Origin of the sequence: Paraburkholderia nodosa DSM 21604, from assembly GCF_000519185.1 — a bacterium.
In the GTDB taxonomy this organism is placed as follows: domain Bacteria; phylum Pseudomonadota; class Gammaproteobacteria; order Burkholderiales; family Burkholderiaceae; genus Paraburkholderia; species Paraburkholderia nodosa.
Window position 1 is genome coordinate 184,987 of the sequence record NZ_JAFA01000006.1, and the last position, 23,843, is coordinate 208,829.

20 protein-coding genes and 2 pseudogenes are annotated in these 23,843 nt (G+C 67.1%); 9 read left to right on the forward strand and 13 right to left on the reverse strand.

Features of this window, described 5'->3' with window-relative positions; all coding sequences use genetic code 11:
- The first annotated feature begins 81 nt into the window (after positions 1–81).
- Positions 82–1,071: a hypothetical protein gene (locus A3CW_RS0110880; RefSeq protein ID WP_035512763.1), complete on the forward strand. Its 990-nt coding sequence runs from the start codon at positions 82–84 to the stop codon at positions 1,069–1,071.
- Here A3CW_RS0110880 and A3CW_RS53820 read toward each other — a convergent pair.
- The gene (locus A3CW_RS53820) at positions 1,059–1,403 is read right to left on the reverse strand and encodes a hypothetical protein (RefSeq protein ID WP_245623599.1); all 345 of its coding nucleotides are present in this window, start codon (positions 1,401–1,403) and stop codon (positions 1,059–1,061) included. The genes A3CW_RS0110880 and A3CW_RS53820 overlap by 13 nt on opposite strands.
- 373 nt (positions 1,404–1,776) lie before the next feature.
- Positions 1,777–2,019 (reverse strand): annotated as a pseudogene (locus A3CW_RS54545) (SH3 domain-containing protein); the annotation flags it as partial.
- 282 nt (positions 2,020–2,301) lie between these two features.
- Between A3CW_RS54545 and A3CW_RS0110890 the strand changes: the two are divergent.
- The gene (locus A3CW_RS0110890) at positions 2,302–3,624 is read left to right on the forward strand and encodes a TIGR00366 family protein (protein ID WP_028203591.1); all 1,323 of its coding nucleotides are present in this window, start codon (positions 2,302–2,304) and stop codon (positions 3,622–3,624) included.
- Positions 3,625–3,657: 33 nt separating this feature from the next.
- Here A3CW_RS0110890 and A3CW_RS53825 read toward each other — a convergent pair whose 3' ends face one another.
- Positions 3,658–4,026, reverse strand: a complete 369-nt coding sequence (locus tag A3CW_RS53825) for a DUF488 domain-containing protein (protein WP_169739104.1) — start codon at positions 4,024–4,026, stop codon at positions 3,658–3,660.
- Between the two features lie 42 nt (positions 4,027–4,068).
- A pseudogene (locus A3CW_RS53830) lies at positions 4,069–4,668 on the reverse strand (uracil-DNA glycosylase family protein); the annotation flags it as partial.
- 234 nt (positions 4,669–4,902) lie between these two features.
- Here A3CW_RS53830 and A3CW_RS0110900 point away from each other — a divergent pair.
- The 5 genes from A3CW_RS0110900 to dld all read left to right on the forward strand — a co-directional run bounded on the left by A3CW_RS0110900 (position 4,903) and on the right by dld (position 11,980).
- Complete coding sequence (locus tag A3CW_RS0110900; RefSeq protein ID WP_028203592.1) at positions 4,903–5,961, forward strand: patatin-like phospholipase family protein; 1,059 nt, start codon at positions 4,903–4,905, stop codon at positions 5,959–5,961.
- A complete protein-coding gene (locus tag A3CW_RS0110905; RefSeq protein ID WP_035512765.1) occupies positions 5,958–7,448 on the forward strand; it encodes a GntP family permease in 1,491 nt (496 codons plus the stop codon). Before A3CW_RS0110900 ends, A3CW_RS0110905 begins: the two co-directional genes overlap by 4 nt.
- Before the next feature lie 91 nt (positions 7,449–7,539).
- The gene (gene hpnR, locus A3CW_RS0110910; RefSeq protein ID WP_028203594.1) at positions 7,540–9,084 is read left to right on the forward strand and encodes a hopanoid C-3 methylase HpnR; all 1,545 of its coding nucleotides are present in this window, start codon (positions 7,540–7,542) and stop codon (positions 9,082–9,084) included.
- Positions 9,085–9,213: 129 nt separating this feature from the next.
- Positions 9,214–10,113 carry a LysR family transcriptional regulator gene (locus A3CW_RS0110915; RefSeq protein ID WP_028203595.1) on the forward strand — a complete coding sequence of 300 codons (900 nt, stop codon included), beginning with the start codon at positions 9,214–9,216 and terminating at the stop codon, positions 10,111–10,113.
- Between the two features lie 124 nt (positions 10,114–10,237).
- Positions 10,238–11,980 carry a D-lactate dehydrogenase gene (gene dld, locus A3CW_RS0110920; protein WP_028203596.1) on the forward strand — a complete coding sequence of 581 codons (1,743 nt, stop codon included), beginning with the start codon at positions 10,238–10,240 and terminating at the stop codon, positions 11,978–11,980.
- 82 nt (positions 11,981–12,062) lie between these two features.
- On the opposite strand, the gene A3CW_RS0110925 is transcribed toward dld, so the two are convergent.
- The 5 genes from A3CW_RS0110925 to A3CW_RS0110945 all read right to left on the reverse strand — a co-directional run bounded on the left by A3CW_RS0110925 (position 12,063) and on the right by A3CW_RS0110945 (position 16,532).
- Positions 12,063–12,830 (reverse strand): DUF4410 domain-containing protein, encoded by a 768-nt coding sequence (locus A3CW_RS0110925; RefSeq protein ID WP_028203597.1) that lies wholly within the window; start codon positions 12,828–12,830, stop codon positions 12,063–12,065.
- Positions 12,831–13,019: 189 nt separating this feature from the next.
- On the reverse strand, positions 13,020–14,417 hold the full coding sequence (locus tag A3CW_RS0110930; RefSeq protein WP_028203598.1) for an ATP-binding protein: 1,398 nt from the start codon (positions 14,415–14,417) through the stop codon (positions 13,020–13,022).
- The gene (locus tag A3CW_RS0110935) at positions 14,417–15,130 is read right to left on the reverse strand and encodes a response regulator (protein ID WP_028203599.1); all 714 of its coding nucleotides are present in this window, start codon (positions 15,128–15,130) and stop codon (positions 14,417–14,419) included. The genes A3CW_RS0110930 and A3CW_RS0110935 overlap by 1 nt, the downstream gene beginning before the upstream one ends.
- 16 nt (positions 15,131–15,146) lie before the next feature.
- A complete protein-coding gene (locus A3CW_RS0110940; protein WP_028203600.1) occupies positions 15,147–15,452 on the reverse strand; it encodes an EF-hand domain-containing protein in 306 nt (101 codons plus the stop codon).
- Between the two features lie 102 nt (positions 15,453–15,554).
- On the reverse strand, positions 15,555–16,532 hold the full coding sequence (locus A3CW_RS0110945) for a hypothetical protein (protein ID WP_028203601.1): 978 nt from the start codon (positions 16,530–16,532) through the stop codon (positions 15,555–15,557).
- Between the two features lie 332 nt (positions 16,533–16,864).
- Here A3CW_RS0110945 and A3CW_RS0110950 point away from each other — a divergent pair, with 332 nt between their 5' ends.
- Positions 16,865–17,806, forward strand: a complete 942-nt coding sequence (locus tag A3CW_RS0110950) for a sterol desaturase family protein (RefSeq protein ID WP_051481378.1) — start codon at positions 16,865–16,867, stop codon at positions 17,804–17,806.
- A gap of 101 nt (positions 17,807–17,907) precedes the next feature.
- On the forward strand, positions 17,908–18,618 hold the full coding sequence (locus A3CW_RS0110955) for an SDR family NAD(P)-dependent oxidoreductase (RefSeq protein ID WP_028203603.1): 711 nt from the start codon (positions 17,908–17,910) through the stop codon (positions 18,616–18,618).
- 88 nt (positions 18,619–18,706) lie between these two features.
- Here the strand turns inward: A3CW_RS0110955 and A3CW_RS53045 are convergent, their stop codons facing one another.
- From A3CW_RS53045 to A3CW_RS0110975, 4 genes are all read right to left on the reverse strand, one after another.
- Positions 18,707–19,078 (reverse strand): hypothetical protein, encoded by a 372-nt coding sequence (locus A3CW_RS53045; protein ID WP_028203604.1) that lies wholly within the window; start codon positions 19,076–19,078, stop codon positions 18,707–18,709.
- A 117-nt stretch (positions 19,079–19,195) separates the two neighbouring features.
- Positions 19,196–20,725 (reverse strand): PepSY-associated TM helix domain-containing protein, encoded by a 1,530-nt coding sequence (locus tag A3CW_RS0110965; RefSeq protein ID WP_028203605.1) that lies wholly within the window; start codon positions 20,723–20,725, stop codon positions 19,196–19,198.
- 101 nt (positions 20,726–20,826) lie between these two features.
- A complete protein-coding gene (locus A3CW_RS0110970) occupies positions 20,827–23,130 on the reverse strand; it encodes a TonB-dependent receptor (RefSeq protein ID WP_154677906.1) in 2,304 nt (767 codons plus the stop codon).
- A 192-nt stretch (positions 23,131–23,322) separates the two neighbouring features.
- The gene (locus A3CW_RS0110975) at positions 23,323–23,694 is read right to left on the reverse strand and encodes a DUF2946 domain-containing protein (protein ID WP_028203607.1); all 372 of its coding nucleotides are present in this window, start codon (positions 23,692–23,694) and stop codon (positions 23,323–23,325) included.
- Between the last annotated feature and the right edge of the window lie 149 nt (positions 23,695–23,843).

Here is a 23,843-nt window from a genome sequence, read left to right on the forward strand (position 1 = left end):
GCACGGTATGCTCCGCGTTCCGTTGCATACATTTTCCTTGCAGCGAGTCACGTCATCCCAACCGCAAGGCCAACGCACGCAATGAAAAACATCACGTCGCTAGCCGCAGCCGGTGTTGTCGGCAGCGCGCTCGCCATGGCTTCGGGGTCGGTTTGCGCGCAGGAATTCACGCTCTACACGGGGCCGCTCAAAAGCGGCGCCGACCATACCTATTCGTGGCAAATGGATTACACGGAGGGTTTCGGCCAGTATTTTGCCGGCAGCATTGCGTGGTTGAACGAAGGCCATATTCCGGATCATCACCGTGACGGCCAGGCCATCCAGGCGTGGGCGCGTTTGCCGCTCGCGCAGCGCCGCTTCGTGTTCGCGCTGGGTGTCGGGCCGTATCGCTATTTCGATACCGAGGCCGCGTCACAGGGCCAGGGCTGGTCCGATACACACGGCTGGGGCGTGCTCTACAGTGCGCGCGCCACGTGGTACTCCACGCATCGCTGGACGGCGAACCTGCAGCTCAACCGCGTGCAGGTGTCGCGTGGGCCATCGACGACATCGCTCATGCTGGGCGTGGGCTACCAGCTCGACGCGCCCGACACGCCAGGCCCGCGCGATTTCGCGTTGCCGCGCACGCAGAAAGTGACGAACAACGAAATCACGCTGATGGCGGGCGAGACGATCCTCAACAGCCTCGAGTCGCAGACTTCGGCGGCCGAGGCAATCGAGTACCGGCGCGGCATCAATTCCTTTGTCGACGCTACGGTGGGGTATCTGCACGAGGGCAATGGCATTTCGGCGCGGCGCGATGGCGCGACCGCACAGCTCTGGCTCACGCGCGCGTTCTTCGACGAACGTCTCACGCTCGGGTTCGGCGCGGGTCTCTACGCGGCAATCCATCACGGCGAGCATCCCGACGAGCGTGATACCGGCGACGGGATTCTCTCGGGGCTGATCTCCGTCTCGGCTTCCTATCGCTTGACGCAGCACTGGGCTGCGCGCGTCACGTGGAACCGCGTGGTCACGCGCTATAGCCGCGATACGGACGTGATCCTGGGTGGTATCGGCTACCGGTTCTGAGCGATGGTGACGTAGCCAGCGCGGGCATGCCGTGGTTTGGCATGACTTGCCCGCGCGCTCGTCGCGACGTTAACTACCCTGAGGCGGACGACCACCGCCGCCGCCAGGCCCACCGCCGCCACCAGGCCCACCACCACCACCGCCAGACCCGCCGCCGCCACCACCGCCGCCACCAGACCCACCGCCACCGCCACCAGGCCCGCCACCACCACCGCCACCGCCCTGCGGTCGATTACTCCCGCCGCCGGACGGCCGCCCACCGCCTTGCCCCTGCGGCCGGCCGCTGCCTTGTCCAGGCGGACGGGCATTCCCTTGGCCAGGCGGACGGGCATTCCCTTGTCCGGGCGGCCGCGCATTCCCTTGACCTGGCGGCCGCGCGTTGTTGTTGCCAGAGCCCGCGCCCGGTGGCCGGTTTCCCTGTCCGGCGTTGTTGTTGGGCGGACGATTCCCGCCGCCCTGATTAGGCGGCCGTGCGCCGCTGGGCGGACGGGCGACGGGCGGACGCGGCCGCACGGGCGGCGGCGGCATGGGCCGCGGCCCTGGATGGCGCGCCCAGCGCGATTGATTGGAGTACCACGGCCGGTCGCGATAGTGCAGGCCCCAGTACGCGCCGAGCGAGAATGTCACGATCGGCAGACCGATGCGCGGGCCATAGCCCATCACCGGCACGCGCTGTCCTTGCCACGGATAGCTGATGAAGGTGCCGTAGACCCAGCCGCGCAGGCCCGGAAAACCGATGTCGCACCAGCTGAAGCCGGCGACGCAGCCCCATACCGTCACTGCCACGCCACCCGGAATCTGGGCGACGATCGGAAAGTCGGCCGCGGGTCCTGCGTAGATGTTGACGGTCTGATTCGTGAATGCCTGCGACTGGGCGTGTGCGGGCGGCGACGCCACGAATATGCCGGCTAGCGCGGCGAGCACGACACCGAGAAACTGCTTGCGCATTGCTGCCTCCCGCTGGGTGGAGCCACCCGGATATTTATTGAGATAGCAACCATAACGGTAGCAGATAAGCCTTTTAGGGCGCGTCCAGGCATGTAACGGCTTACTTCGTGCGGGCGCACAATCACCGGTCAGGCGCGGCGTTCAGCTCGCGTTCGGCGCGCATTCGGCAAATTGCCGGCGCGGCGCACGCATTGTGCCGCGCTGTGCAAAAATCGCGGCCTCGGTTCGCAAAGAAGAAAACAGGCGGCCGATTCCGTATCAGCAGACGAGGAGCAGACCACCGTGATTCAGCGTATTTCCCATTTCTTTACCGGCGTAGTGCATCGGATCCTGCCGGACCCGCTCATCTTCGCCATTCTCCTCACCGTCGTGACCTTCGTGCTGGCGTTCGCGCTCACGCCGCAGCCGCCCGAAGCGCTCGTCTTGATGTGGGGTTCGGGCTTCTGGAACCTGCTCGCGTTTGCGATGCAGATGGTCCTGATTCTCGTGACCGGCCACGCGCTCGCCAGCTCCGGCCCGGTCAAGCGCATGCTGGTCGCGCTGGCGAGTTGCGCGCGTACGCCGGGCCAGGGCGTGATGCTGGTGGCATTCGTGGGTGCGATTGCATGCGCGATCAACTGGGGCTTCGGCCTCGTGCTCGGCGCGATGTTCTCGCGCGAAGTGGCGCGGCGCGTGCGCGGCGCGGACTACCGGCTGCTCGTCGCCGCCGCGTACATGGGCTTTCTCACGTGGCACGGCGGCCTTTCCGGCTCGGTGCCGCTCGTCGCGGCCACGAAGGGCAACCCCATGGAAAAGGCCGTCGGCCTGATCCCGGTCTCGCAAACCATCTTCACGGGCTATAACGCGTTCATCACGCTCGGACTGATCGTGCTGCTGCCGATTCTCGTGCGTCTCATGATGCCGAAGCCCGAAGATGTCGTCTCGGTCGACCCCGCGCTGCTCGAAGATCCGCCGAGCGTCGAGCGCAAGCTCGGGCCCGACGCGACCTTCGCCGAGCGCATCGAGGAAAGCCGCGCGCTCTCGTTGCTGGTGGCGGCGCTGTGCTTCGTGTTCCTCGGCTTCCGGTTTCACACCAAGGGCTTCGCGCTCGACATCGACACCGTGAACCTCGTGTTCCTCGCCGCAGGCCTCGTGCTGCACAAGACGCCGATGGCCTACGCGCGCGCCGTGGCCGGCGCCGCGAGGGGCGCCTCGGGCATCATGATCCAGTTCCCGTTCTACGCGGGCATTCAGGCGCTCATGGACCACTCGGGTCTGGCGGGCGTCATCACGAAGTGGTTCGTCGATATCGCGAACGTGCACACGTTTCCGCTGCTCGTCTTTCTCAGCTCGGCGGTGATCAACTTCGCGGTGCCTTCGGGCGGCGGCCACTGGGTCGTGCAGGGGCCGTTCGTGATGCCGGCGGCGCAGGCGCTCGGCGCGGATCTCGGCAAGTCGGCGATGGCGATCGCTTACGGCGAGGCGTGGACCAACATGGCGCAGCCGTTCTGGGCGCTGCCCGCACTCGCGATCGCCGGCCTCGGCGTGCGCGACATCATGGGTTACTGCGTGACCACGCTGCTGTTCTCGGGCGTGGTATTCGTCGCGGGGATGTATCTCTTCTGAGCTTGAAACGGGCGGCGTCCGAGCGCCGTCCGCTCACTTGTCCTTGGCGTGTTTTGCCAGATAGTCGCGCAGCACGATTGCGTGATTGCGCTCTGTGTCGTGGGAGCCATAGAGCAGGGTGATGTGCCCGTTCGCGGCCGCTTCGACGAGCGGCCGCCAGGCGTCGGGATTGGCATTCAGTTCGGCCAGATAGCGCTTCCTGAATTCGCTCCACTGCTCCGGGTCCTTGTGGAACCATTGGCGCAGTTCGGTGCTCGGTGCCACCTCCTTCAGCCACTCCACGTTCGCGAGCTTTTCCTTGCTCAGGCCGCGCGGCCACAGCCGGTCCACCAGATAGCAGTGGTGTCCGCTTTCAGGCAGCGGTTCGTAGACACGCTGGATGTCGATTGCCGGTTTCGTCATCGTCGGCTCCTTTTTTGTGGTTTGCGCGTGGCGGCCCCCGGGTGCCAGCAATGCCTGCACGCGCTCCTGCAGCGCGGGCAGGACGTCGAGTTCGAACCACGGGTGGCGCTTGAACCATGCCTGGTTGCGTGGCGACGGATGCGGCAGCGGCACGAAATTGGGTGCATAGTCGCGCCAGGCCGCCACCGTTTCGGTGAGCGAGCCACGGCGCTCGCTGCCCAGAAAATAGCGCTGGGCATACTGGCCGACGAGCAAGGTCAGGCGCACGCCGCGCAACTGCTTGACGAGCCGCGCGTGCCACAGCGGGGCACATTCCGGGCGCGGCGGGTTGTCTCCGCCGCCGCCGCGGCCGGGGTAGCAAAAGCCCATCGGCACGAGCGCGACCTGGGCGGCGTCGTAGAACGTTTCGCTGTCGATGCCGAGCCACGCGCGCAGCCGTTTGCCGCTCGCGTCGTCCCACGGCACGCCCGAGGCGTGGACCTTGGCGCCCGGCGCCTGGCCGACGATCAGCAGGCTTGCCGTATCGCTCGCCTGCAGCACGGGGCGCGGCCCGAGCGGCAGCGCGTCGGCGCAGGCATGGCAGGCGCGGATTTCGGCGAGCAGCGCGGGAAGCGGGCCCGAGAGCGAAAGCGGCCCCCGCAGCGGATGGACGTTCGACACGGCAAGGCGGGAAAGCGTGACGGGAGATCCAGTCTACCAAACGCCCTGGTGCGCTGCTGCGACCGGCCCGCGGCGTGCCGGTCGAAGGGCGATTGATGGGCGATTCAGGCGTGATTCCAGCGCGGTTGAACCATAATTGCGCGCTGCGTCATTCTCGCGCGGTCATTTACGCTTTTCCTGTAATCTCGCCCGTGGTCTGTCTGGAACGGAGCCGCAATGCCTGCCGAAGCCGAGACGTCAACCCGCACGACCCCCACCGAGCCCTTGCTCGTCGATCTCGCACTGCAAGGCGGCGGCTCCCATGGCGCATACACGTGGGGCGTGCTGGACCGCCTGCTCGAAGAGCCATGGCTGCAGATCGAAGGCATTTCGGGCACGTCGGCGGGCGCGATGAACGCCGCTGTGCTCGCGAGCGGCCATGCGCGCGATGGCGCGGCCGGCGCGCGCGAGGCGCTCGAGCGCTTCTGGCGCCGCGTGTCCGACGCCGCGCGCTTCAGCCCGTTCCGGCGCGGCCCCGTGGACATCCTGCTCGGCCGCTGGACGCTCGACCATTCGCCCTTGTTCGTCGCGCTCGACATGATGGCGCGTGTCGTCTCCCCGTACGATCTGAATCCGGGCCGCGTGAACCCATTGGGCACGATCCTCGCCGACACCATCGACTTCGACGCGTTGCGCCGCTCGCGCATCAAGCTCTTCGTCACGGCCACGCGCGTCTCCAACGGCCAGGCGCGCGTGTTCCGCAACGCCGACCTCACACCCGACGCGCTGCTCGCCTCGGCCTGCCTGCCGACGCTCTTTCAGGCCGTCGAGATAGACGGCGAAGCCTACTGGGACGGCGGTTACGCGGGCAATCCCACCATTACGCCGCTGATTCGCGAGACCGATTCGATCGATACGATCCTCGTGCAGGTGAATCCCGTGGAGCGCGCGGGCACGCCGCGCTCGGCGCGCGACATCATCAACCGCGTGAACGAGATCGCGTTCAATTCGCCGCTCATCAAGGAACTGCGCATGATGGCGCTGCTGCACAAAGTCGCCGACGCGGGCAGCGAGGAGGGCCGCCGCTGGGCGCATATGCGCCTGCATCGCGTGCATAGCGCGAAGCTCGTCACGCTGGGCTCGTCGTCGAAGCTCAACGCCGAATGGTCGTTCATCACGATGCTGCGCGACGAAGGCCGCCGCGCCGCCGACGAATTCCTCGCGCAGCACGGCGCGCAACTCGGCGAGGCGTCCACGTTCAATTTCGAAGCGCTGCTCGAAGGGGTATTGCAATGAGCGCGGGCACACTCGTTATCGGCCTCGGAGGCATGCTCGCGAGTCTCGCGCTCCTGATCTGGCTCGCGTATCGCGGCTGGAGCGTGCTGCTGCTCGCGCCGCTGTGCGCCATGCTGGCCGCGCTCATTTCCGGCGAGCCGGTGCTCGCGCATTGGACGCAAACATTCATGTCGAGCACGGGTCGTTTTCTCGCCCAGTTCTTTCCGCTCTTTCTGCTCGGCTCGCTGTTCGGCAAGCTGATGGAAGATAGCGGCTCGGTGGATGCCGTGGCGCGCCTCATGATCGACAAACTCGGTACGCGCCACGCGCTCGTGGCCGTGGTGCTGGGCGGCGCGCTCGTCACCTATGGCGGCGTGAGCCTGTTCGTCGCGTTCTTCGTGCTCGCCCCCATGGCGCAGGCGCTGTTTCGCTCCGCCGATCTCCCGCGCCGCCTGATGCCCGCTACGATCATGCTCGGCACGGCGACCTTCACGATGTCGGCGCTGCCCGGCACGCCCGCGCTGCAAAACGCCATTCCCATGCCGTTCTTCGGCACGACGCCGTTCGCGGCGCCGGGCCTCGGCGTGATCGCAAGCCTCGTGATGGCGGGCTTCGGACTCTGGTGGCTCGGGCGCGCGGCGGCAGCGGCGCGGCGCAACGGCGAGGGTTTCGTCGAGCCTGACAACGGCGGCGCCGATGACGAAGATCGCGCCAAGTCCTCGCTCGTGCGCGAGCGCGCGAGCCTCGCGCAAGCCTTCGATCCCGCCGAGATCGGCAACGGCGCGGCGGCATCGGACCATGCCGGACCGCCGTCGCCCTTCGCCGCGCTCGCGCCGCTCGTGGTCGTCGTGGCGATGAACTTCGTGATGAACGTCGTGGTGTTCCCGCGCATCGACGCCTCGTATCTCGCCGAACCGCGCTGGGGTTCGACCACGCTTTCGGCGGTGGCGGGCGTGTGGGGTGTCTCGGTTGCGCTCGCGCTCGGCATTATCGTGCTGGTGGCGCTCAATCGCGGGCGGCTCGTCGCGCTGCGCGAAAGCGTCGATGCGGGCGCCAACGCGTCGGTGTTGCCGGTGCTGAGCGTGGGCAGCCTCGTGGGCTACGGCGCCGTGATCGCCGCATTGCCCGCGTTCGAGGCCGTGCGCGACTGGGTGCTCGGCATCGGCGGCGGCCCGCTCGTCTCGCTCGCCGTCGCTACGAACCTGCTTGCCGGGCTCACGGGCTCGGCGTCGGGCGGGTTGACCATCGCGCTCGACGCGCTCGGCGGCACCTACATGCAGCTCGCCGCCCAGCATGGCATCAATCCCGCGTTGCTGCACCGCGTGGCCGTGATGTCGTCGGGCACGCTCGACAGCCTGCCGCACAACGGCGCCGTCGTCACGCTGCTGGCCGTGTGCGGCTCGACGCATCGCGAAAGCTACCGCGACCTCGTGGTGGTGAGCATCGTCGGCGCGCTCATCGCGCTCGCCGTGGTGATCGTGCTCGGGTCGCTGTTCGGCAGTTTCTGAACGTCGTTCCTGCGCGAGACACGCCGCGGGGCAGCGATCCGCCAACGCGCGTAGACTCTCGCGAAGCAGCGGCCCTTCGCAAGGAGGCTTCATGAAATTGCTTGCTGTCCACCCGAGCGGACTGATGTACACGCGCGTGTTCCTGCGGCTCGAGCCGCTGGGTCTCGAATCCGTAGCTGGCACGGCGCGCGAGGCGGGCCATGAGGTGCGCCTGCTCGATCTGCAGGTCGAGACACACCGCGACCTCATGCGCATGGTGCGCGACTGGCAGCCCGAGGCGCTCTGCATTTCGGGCAACTATCTGGCCAACATTCCCGAGATCATCGACCTGTCGAAGGCCGTGAAGGCCGCGCTGCCCTCGTGTTTCGTCTTCGTGGGGGGCCACAGCGTGTCGTTCACCGCGCACGATCTGCTGCGCCATGCGGAAGGCGCGATCGATTGCGTGCTGCGCGGCGAGGGCGAAGCTTCGGTCAACGAACTGCTCGAAGCGGTGTCGCGCGGCGCCGACCTGCTCGCGGTGCCGGGCGTCGTGACGAGCCACGGATCGGGGCCGCCGCCACGCTTCGTCGAGAATCTCGATCCGGTGCGGCCCGCGCGCGACCTGCTGCGCCATCGCCGCAAGTATTTCATCGGCACGCTCGATCCTTGCGCCTCCATCGAATTCGCGCGCGGCTGCCCGTGGGACTGCACGTTCTGCAGCGCGTGGACGTTCTATGGACGCAGCTACCGCACGCGCAGTCCCGAAGTCGTCGTGGACGAACTGGCGGCGCTGCGCGAGCCGGGCGTGTTCATCGTCGACGATGTGGCATTCGTGCACGCCGAACACGGCATGGCGATCGGCGAGGCGATCAAGCGACGCGGCATCGACAAGCACTACTACCTGGAAACGCGTGGCGACGTGCTTCTGCGCAACAAGGACGTGTTCCGCCTGTGGAAGTCCATTGGCCTGAAGTACATGTTCCTCGGTCTGGAGGCGATCGACGAGGAGGGGCTCAAGGCGTTTCGCAAACGGATCAGTCTCGACCGGAATTTCGAGGCGCTCGAGTTCGCGCGTTCGTTGGGGATTACGGTTGCGATCAATCTGATTGCCGATCCGGACTGGGACCGCGAACGCTTCGAGACGATCCGCCAGTGGTGCCTGGAGATTCCCGAGATCGTCAATATCAGCGTGAATACGCCGTACCCGGGCACGGAGAACTGGCAGCGCGAGGCGCGGCGCCTCACGAGCCTCGACTATCGTCTATATGACATCCAGCACGCCGTCGTGCCGACGAAGCTTCCGTTGCCCGAGTTCTACGCGGAACTCGTACGCACGCAGCAGGTGCTCAATCGCAAGCACATGGGCTGGACTGCGCTGCGTGGCGCGGCGGGGCAGGCCACGCACCTGCTGTTGCACGGCCAGACCAATTTCGTGCGCATGCTGTGGCGCTTCAACTCGGTGTTCGATCCGCGCCTGCAGATGGCCGATCACGCGCGTGAAGTCCACTACGAGATGACGCCGCCGCCCGGCACGAGTGGCGCGCCGCAGGTCGATATGAAAACCGTCTACATTCATGGTCCCTCCGGTCGCAAGGGCCGCAAGATCGACGACGCCACGGAGAAGTTCGTCGACGAGACGCGCATGGGGCTCGGCTGATTGTCCGGCCTGCGCCGTCACGATGCATACCGGTTGCGCACGCGTCCTGCCGTCGAGGCCGAACGTCGGGGTTGGACGCGCGCGCGTTGCGGGTTCACAATCCACCGGTTGCATCAAGACGAAAAAGATATGGAATTCCGGCAACTACGCTACTTTCTCGCCGTCGCGGAGTATCTGCATTTCAGCGAGGCGGCAGCCTTTCTCGGCATTGCGCAGCCGCCGCTCAGCCAGCAGATCCTCAAGCTCGAAAAGGAAATCGGCACGCGTCTCTTCATCCGCCACTCGCGGCGCGTGGAGCTGACCGAGGCCGGGCGGCTCTTTCGCGAGCGCGCACAACGCCTCATCGACGACGCGGATCTGGCGCTCGCGGAGGCGCAAAACGCGGGGCGTGGCGAGAGCGGGAGGCTCGTGCTCGGTTTCGCGGGTTCCACGGTGTTTCATCCGCTCGTTGCGACCGTGCTGCAGCGCTTTCGCAGCGCATATCCCGGTGTCGTGATCGGGTGCGAGGAGAGCAACAGCTCGGTGCTGCTGGAACGCGTGAGCGAAGCGAAGGTGGACGCTGCCTTCGTGCGCCTGCCGCTCGATTGCCGCGGCCTCGCCACGCAGGCGCTCGTGCAAGAGGACGTCCTCGCCGTGCTGCCGCCGCGCCATCGCCTCGCGCGCCGCCGCAGCCTCGATCTCGGCGATCTCGCGGGCGACCCGCTGATCCTGTTTCCGCGCCCGATCGGCCCCGATCTCTACGACTCGATCATCAGCGCGTGCCACGCGGCGGGCTTCAATCCCGTGATCAGCATGGAGTCGCCGCAGATTTCCTCGACCGTCAACATGGCGGCGGCGGGTTTCGGCGTCACGCTCATTCCTTCGTCGATGCGCCAGATCCAGGCCAAGGGCGTGACGTACCACGATCTCAAAGGCGGCACGCTGCACACGACCATCGCGCTCGTGCACCGTCCGCGCGAAACGGCGCCCACGGTGCAGAACTTCGTGCGCATCGTGCGCGATGCGGCGCGGCATGCGTCGCAGGGCTGATTCTGCGGGTTCAAAAGCCGATCCATATCTTTTTCGTCTTGATTGTGCGTGGTTGCGATATTGGACGTAATGGATCGCGGGTTCTATCCTTCCGCGATCATCGTTTTCTGCAGGAGCCGTTCGCATGTCCACCACGAACCCGAGCGCCGCTCGCGAGCCGCTTGTCGCGTCGTTGCGCGCCGTCGTTGGCCGCCAGCACGTGCTGACCGGCGACGAAGCCACGCGGCGCTACCGCAAGGGTTTCCGCTTCGGCGAAGGGAAGGTGGCGGCGGTCGTGCGGCCCGGCACGCTCGTCGAGCAGTGGCGGGTACTGCAGGCTTGCGTGGCCGCGAACGCGATCGTCATCTCGCAGGCTTCGAACACGGGCCTCACGGGCGGCTCCACGCCCGACGGCGACGACTACGACCGCGAGGTCGTGATCGTGAGCATGACGCGCATGCGCAAGGTCTATGTGATCGACGGCGGCAAGCAGGTGGTCTGCCTGCCGGGTTCGACGCTCGATCAGCTGGAGCAGACGCTCAAGCCGCTCGGGCGCGAGCCGCATTCGGTCATCGGCTCCTCATGCCTGGGCGCTTCGGTCGTGGGCGGCGTGTGCAACAACTCGGGCGGCTCGCTCGTGCGGCGCGGCCCGGCCTATACGGAAATGAGCGTGTTCGCACAGGTCGATGCAGCGGGGCGCCTTGCGCTCGTGAATCATCTCGGCATCCGGCTTGGCGAGACGCCCGAAGCGGTGCTTGGCCGCCTCGATCGCGGCGAACTGCCCGAAGCCGATATCCTCCACGACGCGGGCGCGGCTTCCGACCAGGGTTACGCGGATCACGTGCGCGACATCGAAGCGGACACGCCTGCGCGCTACAACGCTGACCCGCTTCGTTTGCACGAAGCGGCCGGTTCTGCGGGCAAGGTCATGGTTTTCGCGGTGCGGCTCGACACGTTTCCCATCGAGCGGGGCGCGAAGGTGTTCTACCTCGGCACGAACGAGACGGCTGAACTGACCGACCTGCGCCGCGACATACTCGGCAAGTTCTCGAAACTGCCGATCGCGGGCGAATACCTGCATCGGGACGCTTTCGATATTGCCGAGCGCTACGGCAAGGACATGTTCCTCCTGATCCAGCATCTCGGCACGCAGCGCCTGCCCGCGCTGTTCGCCTTCAAGAGCCGCTGCGACGCGATTTTCGAGCGGCTGCCGTTCTTCCCCGCGCATTTCACCGACCGCGTGGCGCAGGCCGTGAGCCGGTGCTTTCCAGGCCATCTGCCCGCGCGGCTCAAGGACTACCGGCAGCGCTACGAACATCATCTGATGCTGAAGGTATCGGCCGATATGGTGGACGAAACGCGTGCTTACCTGAACACGTTTTTCGGCGTCGCGAGCGGCGACTTTTTCGAATGCACCGACGAAGAGGGCAGCAAAGCGTTTCTCCATCGTTTCGCGGCGGCGGGCGCGGCGGTGCGCTATCGCGCCGTGCATGGCGACGAAGTGGAGGATATCGTTGCGCTCGATATCGCACTGCGCCGCAACGATCGCGACTGGTTCGAGCAACTGCCCGAAGCGGTGGAAAAGCCCATCGCAATCAAGCTCTATTACGGGCACTTCTTTTGCCATGTGTTTCATCAGGACTACATCGTCCGCAAGGGCAATGACTGCCTCGCGCTGGAACACGAGATGTGGAAGCTGCTCGACGCGCGCGGTGCCGAATATCCCGCCGAGCACAATGTCGGCCATCTCTACGATGCGAAGCCTGCGCTGAAGTCGTTCTACGAAACGCTCGATCCGTGCAACTGCTTCAACCCGGGTATCGGCCATACCTCGAAGTTCGCGCGCTATCGCGAGCCGCAGATGCAGCGCGAGCCGCAGGCCCAGTAAACAAAAAGACGGCGGCGGTATCGAACCGTCGCCGCAAAGGGCACCAACCTCGCGCTGCGCGGCGCTGCGCGCTTCCCCCGTATCAGCTCTTCGTCGTCGTTGTCATCCAGCCGTTCTGCGTGCTGATCTGCGTGACTTCTTTCGCGATCGAGCGGGCCAGCTTGCCGGCATCCGACGAGAGCGTGTCGCGCTTCGCCTCCGAGGCGCCGTGCAGACCGCCGCCCACCACCGCCGCCGTCGCCACATGGCCAGCCGCCGCTCCCACGCCCGCCGTCTCGGCCATGCCAGGCATATGGCCGCTATCGGCCTTCGTTTCGAAGCTCAGGAGCGGTTGCGGTTCGCCGCCGTTGGCGGGCTGGAACAGCACCGCGATCGTCGCGCCCACTTCGCTCTTGCCCGCGCCCAGGCCGATCAGCATGCGGCGGCGGCTGCTGCCTGCGTCCATCGTGTCGATGCGGCCCTCCACGATCAGCGCGTTGCGGCCGGCCGGCGCGGGACCGTCCATGCGCACGGCGGGCAGGCCCATTTTCTGAAGTTCGCTCACGAGTTGATCGGCGAGATGCTCGCGCGTTTGCAGCGCGGCCTGCTGTTGCTGCTGCGCCGACGACTCGCCGCTCGTCATCGTCTTGAGCTTGTGCAGCATGCCGGTGCTGTCGAGCTTCACCTGGTCGGCGGCGGCGTCGAACGTGTAGACGTAGACGACGTCGGCGTGCAGTTGCGGGAGCGGCCCGTTCGTCTGCACGACCGGCGCTGCCGACGCGCAGCCGCTCGCGAACAGCGCGCCGGCGAGGAACGTGGTGCCCGCGATGCGCTTGGCCTTGTTGACGAGGAAGTTGATGATCGTTTGCATGTCGATGTCCTTTTGCCTGAAAGAGTGTCTCGTGTCTGCCGATACTCGCAATTTATTCAGGATGGCGAACTATCGACTATGGTGCTTCGGCGTCTGGGCTCCGGTTTGTTCCGCTCCGTTGCTCAGGCTCAGGCGCAAGTATGGGGGGAAGGGCGCGCGAAATCCACGCGCAAATTATGTCGAGTCATGTCATGCGCGCGCGGCCGGCGGCGCGCCGTTCTGACTCGATGAGGGACGGTTCAGCGGCAGGCGCACGACGGCTTCGAGGCCGCCGCCTTCGCGGTCGCGGAAGGTGAGCGAGCCGCCGTGCAGCCGCGCGATCCGCTCGACGATGGCAAGCCCGAGGCCCGAGCCGCCCGAATGCGTACGGGCGTTCGCGCCGCGGCTGAAGGGCGATTTGAGGCGCTCCAGCTCCTCGGCGCGGATGCCGTTGCCGCGGTCGGCAACGATCACGCAGGCGGTATCGCCGTCGCGCCAGGTGCGAATCGTCAGACCCGTGCGTCCATAGTTCACGGCGTTCTGCATGAGATTCATCAGCAGACGCATAACGGCGATGGGCCGGAACGCGAACACCGGCAACTCGCCTTCGTCGAAGTCGAATTCATGGCCGAGCCCCGCGAAGTCGGCGACGAGCTGACCTGCGAGCGCGTTGAGGTCGCCCGCTTGCGGTGCTTCGCGCTCGCCGCTGCCGGCGTAGTCCATGAACTGCTGAAGAATCGTGTCGATCTGGTCCAGATAGCTCTCGGACGAGGCCACGAGCGCGTCGTTGCTGCCGCGCGGCAGCGCCATGGCGATCGCGAGGCGCAGTTTCGTGAGCGGCGTGCGGATGTCATGCGAGACGCCGGCCAGCATCAGCGCGCGCGTGGCCTCGGCCTGCTTCAGCGCTTCGGTCATCTGGTTGAAGGCGCGGCTCACCTGCGCGATTTCGGTCGGGCCATTGGTCGGCAGCGGCGGCGGCGTTTCGCCGGCACTCACGCGCCGCGCCGCGCGCGCGAGTTTGCGCAGCGGCCGGTTGATGTGGCGCTGCAACAGGTAGCCGGTGAACGCGGCGAGCAGCGCGAGCGCGGCGGAGAGGATCAACGCCGTGGTGATGCCGCTCGCACGCGCGTCGGCGGTCACCGGCAGGGCGATCCAGATCGGTTCGCCCGCTGCGTGAAGGCGGATCCAGAGGCGCTCCTGCGCGGCTTCGCCATCCGCTGCGGGTTCGGTCTCGTCGTGGCTCGCGTCCCAGCGCACCAGCAGCTCGGGCGGCAGATGGCTTTGCAGCGCTTCGACGAACACGTCGCGTTGCCAGGTGCGGAAAAAGTCGACGAGGCTCGGGTGGGTTTCGGCAGGCGCTTGTGGCGGCGCCGCACTGCGCGCATCGAACCGCGCGGCCGCCGCGCGCCCTTCGTCGGCCGGCATGGCGGCGAGCGTGGTATCGAGCAGCTTGACGTAATCGGCGAAGATGATCGAGGCGCGCTCGATGCGAGGGCGCTGCACGTAGTGCAGCAGGACCGCGAGCGAGCAGATCTGCGAGAGCGCGACGAGCGCCACCAGCAGCGCGATGTTGCGCGAGAGCAGCGAGCGCGGCAGGCGCAGGCGCATTACGCTTCGACGCCGGCCACCAGCATGTAGCCGATGCCCCAGACAGTCTTGATGAAGCGCGGCTTGGCGGGATCGTCCTCGACGATCTGGCGCAGCCGCAGGATCTGCACGTCCACGCTGCGGTCGAGCGCGCTGTGGTCGCGCCCGCGTGCGCGGGCGAGCAGATTCTCGCGGCTCACGGCGCGGTTCGGCGAGGAGCCGAGCGCATGGAGCAGCAGCATCTGCGCCGAGTGGACCTCGATGGGCGCGCCGTCGCGGTAGAGCGTTTGTTTGCCAACGTCGAACTGAAAGTCGCCGAAGCGCAGCAGTTGCGAGGTGACCGTGGGCTCGCCCGAGGCCATCTTCTGGCGGCGCAGCAGGGCGCGGATGCGCGCGACCAGCTCGTCGGGCAGAAACGGTTTGGCGAGGTAGTCGTCGGCGCCGGTTTCGAGGCCGATCACCTTGTCGGCGGCGTCACCCTTCGCGGTGAGCATGAGGATCGGCAGCGTCTGGCCTTCGGCGCGCAGGCGGCGGCATACCGTGAGGCCGTCTTCGGGCTCCATCATGAGATCGAGCACGAGCAGGTCATAGGGCTCGCGCTGGAGCAGGCGGTCGAGGCGCTTGCCGTCGGCGACGGCGCGCACCTCGAAACCCTGGCTCGTGAGAAAGCGCTGCAGCATGTTGCGCAGTTCGGCTTCGTCGTCGAGCACGATGATCCTGTTTGCCTGCTCCATGTGACGCCTCCGGCGTTCATCGGGCTGCTGCGCGCGCTCGCATGAAGTCCTCGATCTGCGCGAGGGTGACGAAGCCGGCCTTTTGCGTGTCGATTTCGTCGAAGTGCTGCGCGACCTTCGGCATGCCCGCCTGCGCCTGTTCGCGCGTGAGCTTGCCGTCGTGCGTCGTGTTAGCGGCGGCGAAACGCCCTTGCAGCTGCGCCATCATGCGTTCGACGCGGGCGCTGTCGCCTGAGCCGCCTGGCAAGGCCTGAGCCGATGCCGGCACGCAAACCGCTGCTGAAACGATACACAAAACGAGGGCAGCGATCATCTTCTTCATGGTGTTCTCCGTGAGGTGGCCGACGTAGCTTGCCGGCCGGTTGATAAAACGAAAGTGGCGGGCGGCTGCGGATCAAGCGAAACCGCAGCCGCCGGCGAGGGGTCAGGCCCAGTGGGCGGGCACCCATACGCGGCCGACCCAGTGGCCGGGAATCCACACGGCGGGGCGCGGCGCGATGTACACGGCGCGCGGCAGCGGCTGGCCCACGTAGACGACTTTGGGCGCCGGCGGCGCTACGTAGACGACCTTCGGTGCGGCTGGCGCGACATAGACGGTCTTCGGTGCGGCGGGCGCGACATACACCGTCTGCGGTGCAGGCGCCGGCGCGACGACCACCGTCTTCGGGGCGGGCGGCGGCGGGGCGACATACACCGTGGTGCTGGGCGGCGGCGTGACGACGACCGGTGCGGGCGCGGGGGCCGGGACTCCCACGACGGCGACCGTCGTGCCCGTGGTCGTGACCGTGCCGGCGGTCGACACCGTGCCGCCGTGGACGACGGTCGTGCCGCCGCCCGTGGTCACCACGCCGGTTCCGACGCCCGTGGCGCTGCCCGAGTGGTAGACGCTGCCGCCCTGGGTGCCGGTGACGGTGCCCGAACGATTGCACGTGTTGCCCGCGCAGGCCGTGGACGCCGAGTGCCCGTAGGTGTTGCCGTTGCCGGTCGTGACCGTGCCCGTCGACGAGTACTGGCCCGGCGCCGTGCGCGTCACGCTGCCCGAGGTGCTCGCGCTGTGGCCATCCGAGCCGTTGAGCGAACCGGTGTGCGAGCAGGTGCCGCCCGCGCAGCTCGTATCGCCCGAATGCTGGACCGAGCGGCCGTTCGGGCCGTAGGCCGTGCCGCTGTTGCTGAACTGGCCCGGCGCGGTGCGCGTGACGGAGCCGCTGTTGGTGGCGACGCCGCCCCAGGGACCGGCCACGCCGCCCGCATGCGAGCAGGTGCCGCCGCTGCAGGAACCGTAATGCGCGCCGTTGTATGTGCCGTGCGGCGTGTACGCTGTGCCGTGGCCGGACCAGCCGGCGAAGGCGGGGGCACTGGCGAAGCCGATGAGCGCGGCGACGACGAGGGGGAGCGTTTTCATCAGAGGTCCTTGCGGTTCGTTTCGGGGGGCACGCTGCGGCGTGTCAGCGGAACGAACTATAGGGCTGGGCCCTGCGCAAGTCGCGTCATAAACCATGTCGCCGTGTTACATGCCGCGAGGCCTCTGGCGCGACCTCCCCGCGCGCGCGGCGCGGCAGGCGTATTGGCGTGTTTCGCGCGCCGGGCGCGTGACATACCCCGACATACTTTGCGCGTGGTTTTTCCCGCTGCGCGCCACTACAGTGCCCTTCATCCGACGCGCCGCCGCGACTCCTGCGTGCAACACGCGTCTTTCTTCACCGCGCAAGACGCGCCTATTGCACACGATCCATCATGCTCACCACAGGAAAACTCGCGTTGTATGTCACGCTGTTCGTCGTTGCCGTCTCGCTGATCGAGGCGTGCGTGCTCACCTTCAGGAAGCGCCGCGATGCAGCGGGCGAGGCGGCTTTCGATTGGTCTGAGGTTTGGCTTTCGCTCGCCGACCTCGCGGGCCGCAAGCTCCTCGCGCTCCTGCCGCTTTCGCTCGCCGCGCCGATCCTGGATTTCGCGTGGGAGCATCGGCTCTTCACGCTGAATATCGACACGGTTGCGCTCGTGCTGCTGGTCTTCATCGGTCAGGAGTTCTGCTATTACTGGTATCACCGCGCGTCGCACCGCATCCGCTTCTTCTGGGCCACGCATGCCGTGCACCATTCGCCGAACCAGTTGACGCTTTCGTCTGCCTACCGGTTGGGGTGGACCGGCAAGCTCACCGGCCCGGCCATGTTCTTCGCGCCGCTCGTGTGGCTCGGCGTGCGGCCCGAAGTCGTGCTCGCCATCCTCTCGCTCAACCTGCTCTACCAGTTCTGGCTGCACAACACGTGGATCCCGAAGCTCGGCTGGCTCGAGTACGTGTTCAACACGCCGTCCAACCACCGCGTGCACCATGCCTCGAACGTCGACTATCTCGATGCAAACTATGGCGGAGTCCTGATCATCTTCGACCGCCTGTTCGGCACCTATGTGCAGGAACGTGCCGATGAGCCTTGCCGCTACGGGCTCGTGACGCCCGTGCGCTCGCGCAATCCGTTCGTCGTCGAACTGGAGCACTGGGCGACGCTCGCACGCGACGTCTTTATGGCGAAGAATCTCTGGACCGCCGTGCGCTACGTTTTCCTGCCGCCGGGCTGGCGCGCGGACGGCGGCGGCGACACCACGGAGAACCTGCGCAAGCAGCACGCGCTCGCCACGGTACGCACGGATGCCCGGCGCGGACGCCCGAGCGCGGGTTGATGGAAGGTCGCGTCTCGCGTAACGTGGCGCCAGCGGCGCCAGCATCGGTCGCGCGGGCCGCATCGAATTGAGGTTAGTGAAGCAACGAGAGGAATAGGCGCATGGAAAACGGTTTGAACGGCAAAGTGGTCGCGGTGACGGGCGGATTCGGCAGCCTGGGCTTGGCGAGCGCGCAATTGCTGGCCGAACGCGGCGCGCGCGTGGCGCTGATCGGCCGCGGCGCGGCCCCCGAAACGGCGGCGCTGCCCGCCGCGCTCGCGGGCGCGCTGTGCATGGGCGGCATCGATCTCGTCGACGCGAACGCAGCCCAGACTGCGTTCGGCGCGTTGCACGGGAAGCTGGGCGGGCTCGATGCGGTCGTCAACGTGGCGGGCGCGTTCCGGTGGGAGACCATCGACGACGGCGACGCGCGCACGTGGGATTTGATGTTCGATCTGAACGTGAAGACGGCGCTCAATGCCTCGAAGGCTGCGCTGCCTTATCTCGTGCAGAGCGGCGCGGGGCGTGTGGTCAACATCGGCGCGGGCGCGGGACTCAAGGCGGGGCTCGGCATGGGCGCGTATTCGGCGTCGAAGGCGGGCGTGGCGCGCTTGACGGAAGCGCTCGCGGAAGAGTTGAAGGACAAGGGTGTGACGGTGAATGCGATTTTGCCGAGCATCATCGACACGCCGCCAAACCGCGCCGACATGCCGGACGCCGATTTCACGCGCTGGGTGCAGCCGCGCGAGATCGCCACGGTGATCGCGTTTTTGCTGGGCGCGGACGCGCAGGCGATTACCGGAGCGCTGATTCCCGTGAACGGGCGCGTGTAAGCGGGGCGCCGCGCCTGCGCACACGGTGCGGCGGCCGTTTCAGCAGAGCGGTCCCGCTGTGATCCCGCCGTGATCGCGCGGCGGTCCGTTAGTGGCCGTGGCCGCCGCCGGCTCCCATGCCACCGCCGCCGCCTTGCCACGTGCCGCCTCCGCCTCCATGCCAGCCCCCGCCGCCGCCGTGCCCACCGCCGCCGTGCCAGCCGCCACCATGGCCGCCGCCGTGCCAGCCATGCCAGCCGTGGTGATAGCAGCATCCGCCGCCACCGCCCCAGATGGCGACGCCGCCATAGCCGCCGCCGAAATAGCCGGGGTAGTAGTCGTAACCGTAGGCGTACGGATAGCCCGAGTAATAGGGGTAGCCGTAGTCATAGCCGTAGTATCCCGGGTAACCGGGATAGGGCGCGACCGCGCAGCCCGCGAGCACCGCGGCCGCGCCTAGCGCTGAAATTAGCCGCAACACGATAATCTCCACATATCTACGTTTGAAACCGTTTGGCGCAGCCAGGTTCAGACGCAATTGTGTCCACAGATTACCGCAGGGCCGCTGCGGCCGCCGATGCCGGCAAGAGGACAGCTTCTAGGCGCGTCGGAAGGCTGCGCGGTCGAACAGCCAGACCGCCACGAGCGTCGCGCCCATCAGCGGAAACACGATGCCGAGGAGCACGAGACCGGTCTTCCAGGCGCGCAGCGGGGGCGCGGCGCGCTCGCGTGGCGGCGCGGCCAGCATGCCCGGTGCGCTGGATGCGCCCTTCGCGCGCGCGGGACGGCGCATCCACCACATCACGAAGCCGGTGACCGCTAGCGCGCCGAGGCCCAGCGAGATCGCCGCACAGATCAGCTGGTTCGCGAGGCCGAAGTAGCGGCCCATGTGCAGCGACGTGCCATAGGAGATGGCTTGCGAAACTGCGCCGTAATCCTCATAGCGAATGTCCCGGAGCACGGCGCCGCTGTACTGGTCGATATACACCGTGCGCTCCGCTTTCGGATCGGGCGGAAAGTACGAGACTGTGTAGACGCCATCGGGCGTGGCGGGCAGCACGATGTCGTAGCCGTCGCGCACGCCGAGATCGCGCATCTGGGCGACGACCTGAGCGAGCGTCCAGTGTTGCGGTGCGCTGGACGCGTCGGGCGAGTGCGGCACGGGAACCGCGCCGACCGCCCAGGGCACGAGCGGTAGCGGCATGTCGTCCATCACCATGCCCGGCATCGACGCCATGTCGTGGCCCGCGTGCTCTCCGCCGTGTTCCTGTCGGTCGGCGTGGCCTGCGGGAGGGTTCGCCGCTGCGCCGCTGGCTGCTGCTGCCGCGGCAGCGGCCGGCGCACCCGGCAAGGCCGACTTCAGCGCGAGGCCGCCGCCCCACGCGCCGCGCGGCGCGCCGAGGCTCGCGCGCGTGGCGAGCGCCTTGAACTGCTTGCCCCACGAGCCCGTCCACGGCAAGCCGCTCAGCACGAACGCGAGCGCGCCCAGGGCGAGCCAGATGCCGACGCTCGCGTGCACGCTCTTCCAGAACGGCCGTCCGCGCGCGCCGAAGCGAGGCAGCAGCGCGGCGCGCCACGACGCGCCCGCGCCCGGCCACCAGAGCGCGATGCCGGTGGCGAGCATTACGAGCGTCCAGCAGGCGGCCAGTTCCATGAGCAGTTCGCCGGGCTTGCCGAGCAGAAGCTTGCGATGCAGCATGCGGTCGACCTGCATGAAGCGTCGATCGACGTCGAGCGTGCCGAGCACCGCGCCATCGTAAGGATTCACGTAGACGCTCTCTTTGGTCCCACCGGGCAGAGCGAAAACGAATTCGGCGCTGCGCGCGGGATTCGACTCGACGTGCGCGCGCAGCGCACGCGCGCCCGGCGGCAGCGCGGTTCGCGCGCGGGCCAGCAGCGCGTCCACGGGCAGGCGCGGTGTAGCCGCCGGCGCGACCACCAGCCGATGCGGGTAAAGCAGCGGTTCGATCTGCGGCTGGAAGCAGTAAATCGTGCCCGTAATGGCGAGCACGAGCAGCAGGGGCATGACGAAGAGGCCTGCGTAAAAATGCCAGCGCCACAGCGTGCGGTAGCCGGGCTGCACCGCGCGGGCAGGCGGCGCGCTCACCGGGTCGGAGATGGTGGACATCGGGGACTCCTTGTCGAGCCGGCAAGGCTCGAATGCATGGATGATTCAGACGAAAATGCGCACGGAAACGCGCACGGAAGCGAAGGCCGCGAGCGCGCCGCTCAAATGCCGAGCTTCGCTTCGACGTAGTACGTGCGGCCGGGATACGGGTGATAGACGAAGTAGCGCGCGTCGAACAGGTTGTCGATGCCCACGCCTATCTCGCTCTTCTTCGTCGGCCGGAAGGTGTACTTCACGTCGGCGACCGTGTAGGTGCTCGTGCCGCCGAATACGTTCGGATTCGTGTCCGTGTTCGTGAGCGTGTTGTACTGGCGCCCCGAGTAGCGTGCGGCGAGCGTGAGCGCGGAGCGTGCATCGAAGCGGTAGGTCGCGACGAGATTCGCGCGCCACAGCGGAATGCGGTAGAAGTACTTGCCGACGCTTGCCGGATTCTGCGCGTTCTCCAGAATCTTCGACTGCGTATACGCCACGCTCGCCGCGAGATCGAGCCCGCGCAGGATGACGTCTTCCCCCTGATAGCTCGTTTCCACGCCGCGCGAGCGCACCTTGCCGATGTTCTGGAAGTTCGTGACGTTCGGAATGACCGTCGTATCGGTCTGGCTGAAGATCGTGTTTTTTACGTCGTCCTGAAAGAGCGTCAGGCGGAACAGGCCGTTCCAGTGCGCCCATTCGGCGCTCAGTTCCTTCGAGAGATCGTCCTCGGGGCGCAGATTCGGATTGTTGTTGACGATGGACGAGCCGTTCACCTGCCCCTGGAACAGCTCGCTCACAGTCGGGAAGCGGTAGGCGCGCGCAATCGATGCACGCAGCGTGAGGTCGTCGGTCACGTCGAACGAGAGCGAAGCCTTCGGCGAGAAGTGATGGTCGCCCACGTTCGCATAAGGCACGTTCACGCTGCCGAGCGCCTGATAGCCGTCGAAGGCGCGCCAGTTCTCGTAGCGCACGCCGTACACGAGCTTCCAGCGCGGCAGGAAGCGCCAGGCGTCCTGTGCGTAGAGCGCCTGGGTTTCGGTCTTGCCCGCGAAGGCGTTGGCGAAACTGTCCGCGCCGCCGTCGCGCCACGCGAGCGTGTTGTAGGTGCGGTTGTCGAGCGCGTAGTCGTCGTAGTGATAGCCGAACGTCAGCCAGTGGGCGGCGAGCCCGGCGTCGGGGGTGGCGGGCGTCCACGTCGTCTTGAGATCGAGCGTCTTCCAGCCGGCGCCGTCGCCGAGCGTCATGACGCCGGGGCCGTTGCCGGGTCCCCCGGCATTCGCCGTGCGCCCCACGCTGTTGCTTACGTCGTAGTACGAAGCAACGGCTTCCGCATTCCAGCCGGTGGCCTGATGCGTGCGCAGTGTGGCACCGTAGAGCCAGTTTTCGCTCCAGCCGCGGCTCGGTGCGAACGCGGCGGCGGGAATGGTGTACTCGTAGCCATTGATCGACACCTTGCCGCTGTACACGGGGTTGCCGTTCGCATCGTAAAGGAAGGTCGAGGTGGCGTTGTTATAAGTCTGATGCCAGTAGCCGAGCGTCACGCCGCCTTGCACGGTGGGCGTGAAGTCGTACTGCATGCGCAGCTTGAACTGGTCTTGCACCGTGTGCTGCATGCCTTCGCCGTTCACGCCGAGCACGACCGTGGGCGTGTTGGTGTGGTTGTTGTAGAAGTAGGCGCCACGCACGGGCACGTCGCCCGGCTGCGCGGGTTTCGTCGACTGCGCAAGCGTGGCGAACTGCAGCGGCTGGCTCGTGTTCTCCAGGTGGTTCACGCCAAGCAGATACGAGAACTTGCCGATGCGGTCGCCGATCGACGCACTCATCTCGCTGCCGTTGAAGTTCTGGTTCACGCCGTAGAGGCTGAAATGCTGGGTGAACGCCTTCACGTCCGCGTTCGCTTCGAACGCCTTCGGCATGCGCGTGGTGATGAGCACGGTGGCGCCGAGCGAGTTGCCGGGATAGAGCGCGGAATACGGCCCGTAGATCACATCTACTTGCTGGATCTGGTCGGGGAACACCATCGACCAACGTGGCGGAAAACTGTAACTGTTGCCGAGCAGGTTCGAGAGCAGCAGACCGTCGGCATAGACGAGGCCGCGCGCGCTTTGCGTATTGCTCGTGCCGCGCACGGCGATGATCGAGTTCAGATCGCCCACGTAACGCTTGCGCACGGCGAGATTGGGCAGGTACTTGAGCACGTCCTCGGTGTTGACGACGTTCCAGTTCGCGAACTGCGCGGGCGTGACGGTTTCCACCGTCGCGGGCAGGTTGGGGTCGACGGCGGGCGCCGCGGCGCCGCTAGCGGTGGCGCTGACCTTGACGGTGGGCAGCGTGGCGGACGAGGCAGCATCGGCCGGTTGCGCCTCGGCAGCCTGGGCCGCATGAACGGCGATGGGGGCAACGAGAGGCAGCGGCAAGACGCGCGGCAGCATGACGAGCGCGAGGCGCCCGGCGTGCCGCAGCGCGCGCGGCGTTGCGCGTTCGCGCGAGCGAACGCCAGCGCCACGCGTGGTGAGCGTGGACATGAGGTGATTTCCTGAAAACGGGAATCGAGCAGCCGCGCGCGTCGTGCGTGCTCTTCGCACGCAATCAGATCGCGATCGGCCGGCCGGTGAAGGCGTAACTCAGGAAAGGACGGGTGGCGCGCGCGGCCTGCCCGAAGGGAAGGCGCCTAAGGGGAGGTCGTGGGTGACGGGCGGCGCGATCGTCTCGCGCGCGAGCACGAGGGCGGCAAGCGCAGCGGGCGCGGCGACCGAAGGCATCACCACATGATGCTCGAGCAGATGGCAGTAGCCGCAGGCGCCGAATGCATCGTCATGCGAAAGATGCGGCGCGCTACCGGCCTGCGCCGGCTGCATGGCCGAGCAGAGCGTGGCATCCGGCTCGTGCGCGTGCTGCGCGGCGACGAGCTGGCTCACGAGCGGCGCAAGCACGATGAGCCACATGGCGACGAGGCCAAGCCATGCGGTCAGCAGTGAATGCTTGCGTGAATTCATGAGAATGAGAATGATTGCGCGGCGGAGTCTAACACGGCCTTTCGCGTTTGCGCATGCGGTCCCGCCGCCTTGAGGGGGGCAATAAGCGCGGTGTGATGTCGCGGCCGTGGGCGCAGGAACAGCATGCCGGTACAGACCTCCCTGGCATG

Bases quoted from the DNA above. Each gene is read 5' to 3' on its own strand.
- A3CW_RS0110880 (WP_035512763.1), top strand. From the start codon at position 82: ATGAAAAACATCACGTCGCTAGCCGCAGCCGGTGTTGTCGGCAGCGCG.
- A3CW_RS53820 (WP_245623599.1), bottom strand. From the start codon at position 1,403: ATGCCCGTCCGCCTGGCCAAGGGAATGCCCGTCCGCCTGGACAAGGCA.
- A3CW_RS53825 (WP_169739104.1), bottom strand. From the start codon at position 4,026: ATGACGAAACCGGCAATCGACATCCAGCGTGTCTACGAACCGCTGCCT.
- A3CW_RS0110900 (WP_028203592.1), top strand. From the start codon at position 4,903: ATGCCTGCCGAAGCCGAGACGTCAACCCGCACGACCCCCACCGAGCCC.
- A3CW_RS0110905 (WP_035512765.1), top strand. From the start codon at position 5,958: ATGAGCGCGGGCACACTCGTTATCGGCCTCGGAGGCATGCTCGCGAGT.
- hpnR (WP_028203594.1), top strand. From the start codon at position 7,540: ATGAAATTGCTTGCTGTCCACCCGAGCGGACTGATGTACACGCGCGTG.
- A3CW_RS0110915 (WP_028203595.1), top strand. From the start codon at position 9,214: ATGGAATTCCGGCAACTACGCTACTTTCTCGCCGTCGCGGAGTATCTG.
- dld (WP_028203596.1), top strand. From the start codon at position 10,238: ATGTCCACCACGAACCCGAGCGCCGCTCGCGAGCCGCTTGTCGCGTCG.
- A3CW_RS0110925 (WP_028203597.1), bottom strand. From the start codon at position 12,830: ATGCAAACGATCATCAACTTCCTCGTCAACAAGGCCAAGCGCATCGCG.
- A3CW_RS0110930 (WP_028203598.1), bottom strand. From the start codon at position 14,417: ATGCGCCTGCGCCTGCCGCGCTCGCTGCTCTCGCGCAACATCGCGCTG.
- A3CW_RS0110935 (WP_028203599.1), bottom strand. From the start codon at position 15,130: ATGGAGCAGGCAAACAGGATCATCGTGCTCGACGACGAAGCCGAACTG.
- A3CW_RS0110940 (WP_028203600.1), bottom strand. From the start codon at position 15,452: ATGAAGAAGATGATCGCTGCCCTCGTTTTGTGTATCGTTTCAGCAGCG.
- A3CW_RS0110945 (WP_028203601.1), bottom strand. From the start codon at position 16,532: ATGAAAACGCTCCCCCTCGTCGTCGCCGCGCTCATCGGCTTCGCCAGT.
- A3CW_RS0110950 (WP_051481378.1), top strand. From the start codon at position 16,865: ATGCTCACCACAGGAAAACTCGCGTTGTATGTCACGCTGTTCGTCGTT.
- A3CW_RS0110955 (WP_028203603.1), top strand. From the start codon at position 17,908: ATGGAAAACGGTTTGAACGGCAAAGTGGTCGCGGTGACGGGCGGATTC.
- A3CW_RS0110965 (WP_028203605.1), bottom strand. From the start codon at position 20,725: ATGTCCACCATCTCCGACCCGGTGAGCGCGCCGCCTGCCCGCGCGGTG.
- A3CW_RS0110970 (WP_154677906.1), bottom strand. From the start codon at position 23,130: ATGCTGCCGCGCGTCTTGCCGCTGCCTCTCGTTGCCCCCATCGCCGTT.
- A3CW_RS0110975 (WP_028203607.1), bottom strand. From the start codon at position 23,694: ATGAATTCACGCAAGCATTCACTGCTGACCGCATGGCTTGGCCTCGTC.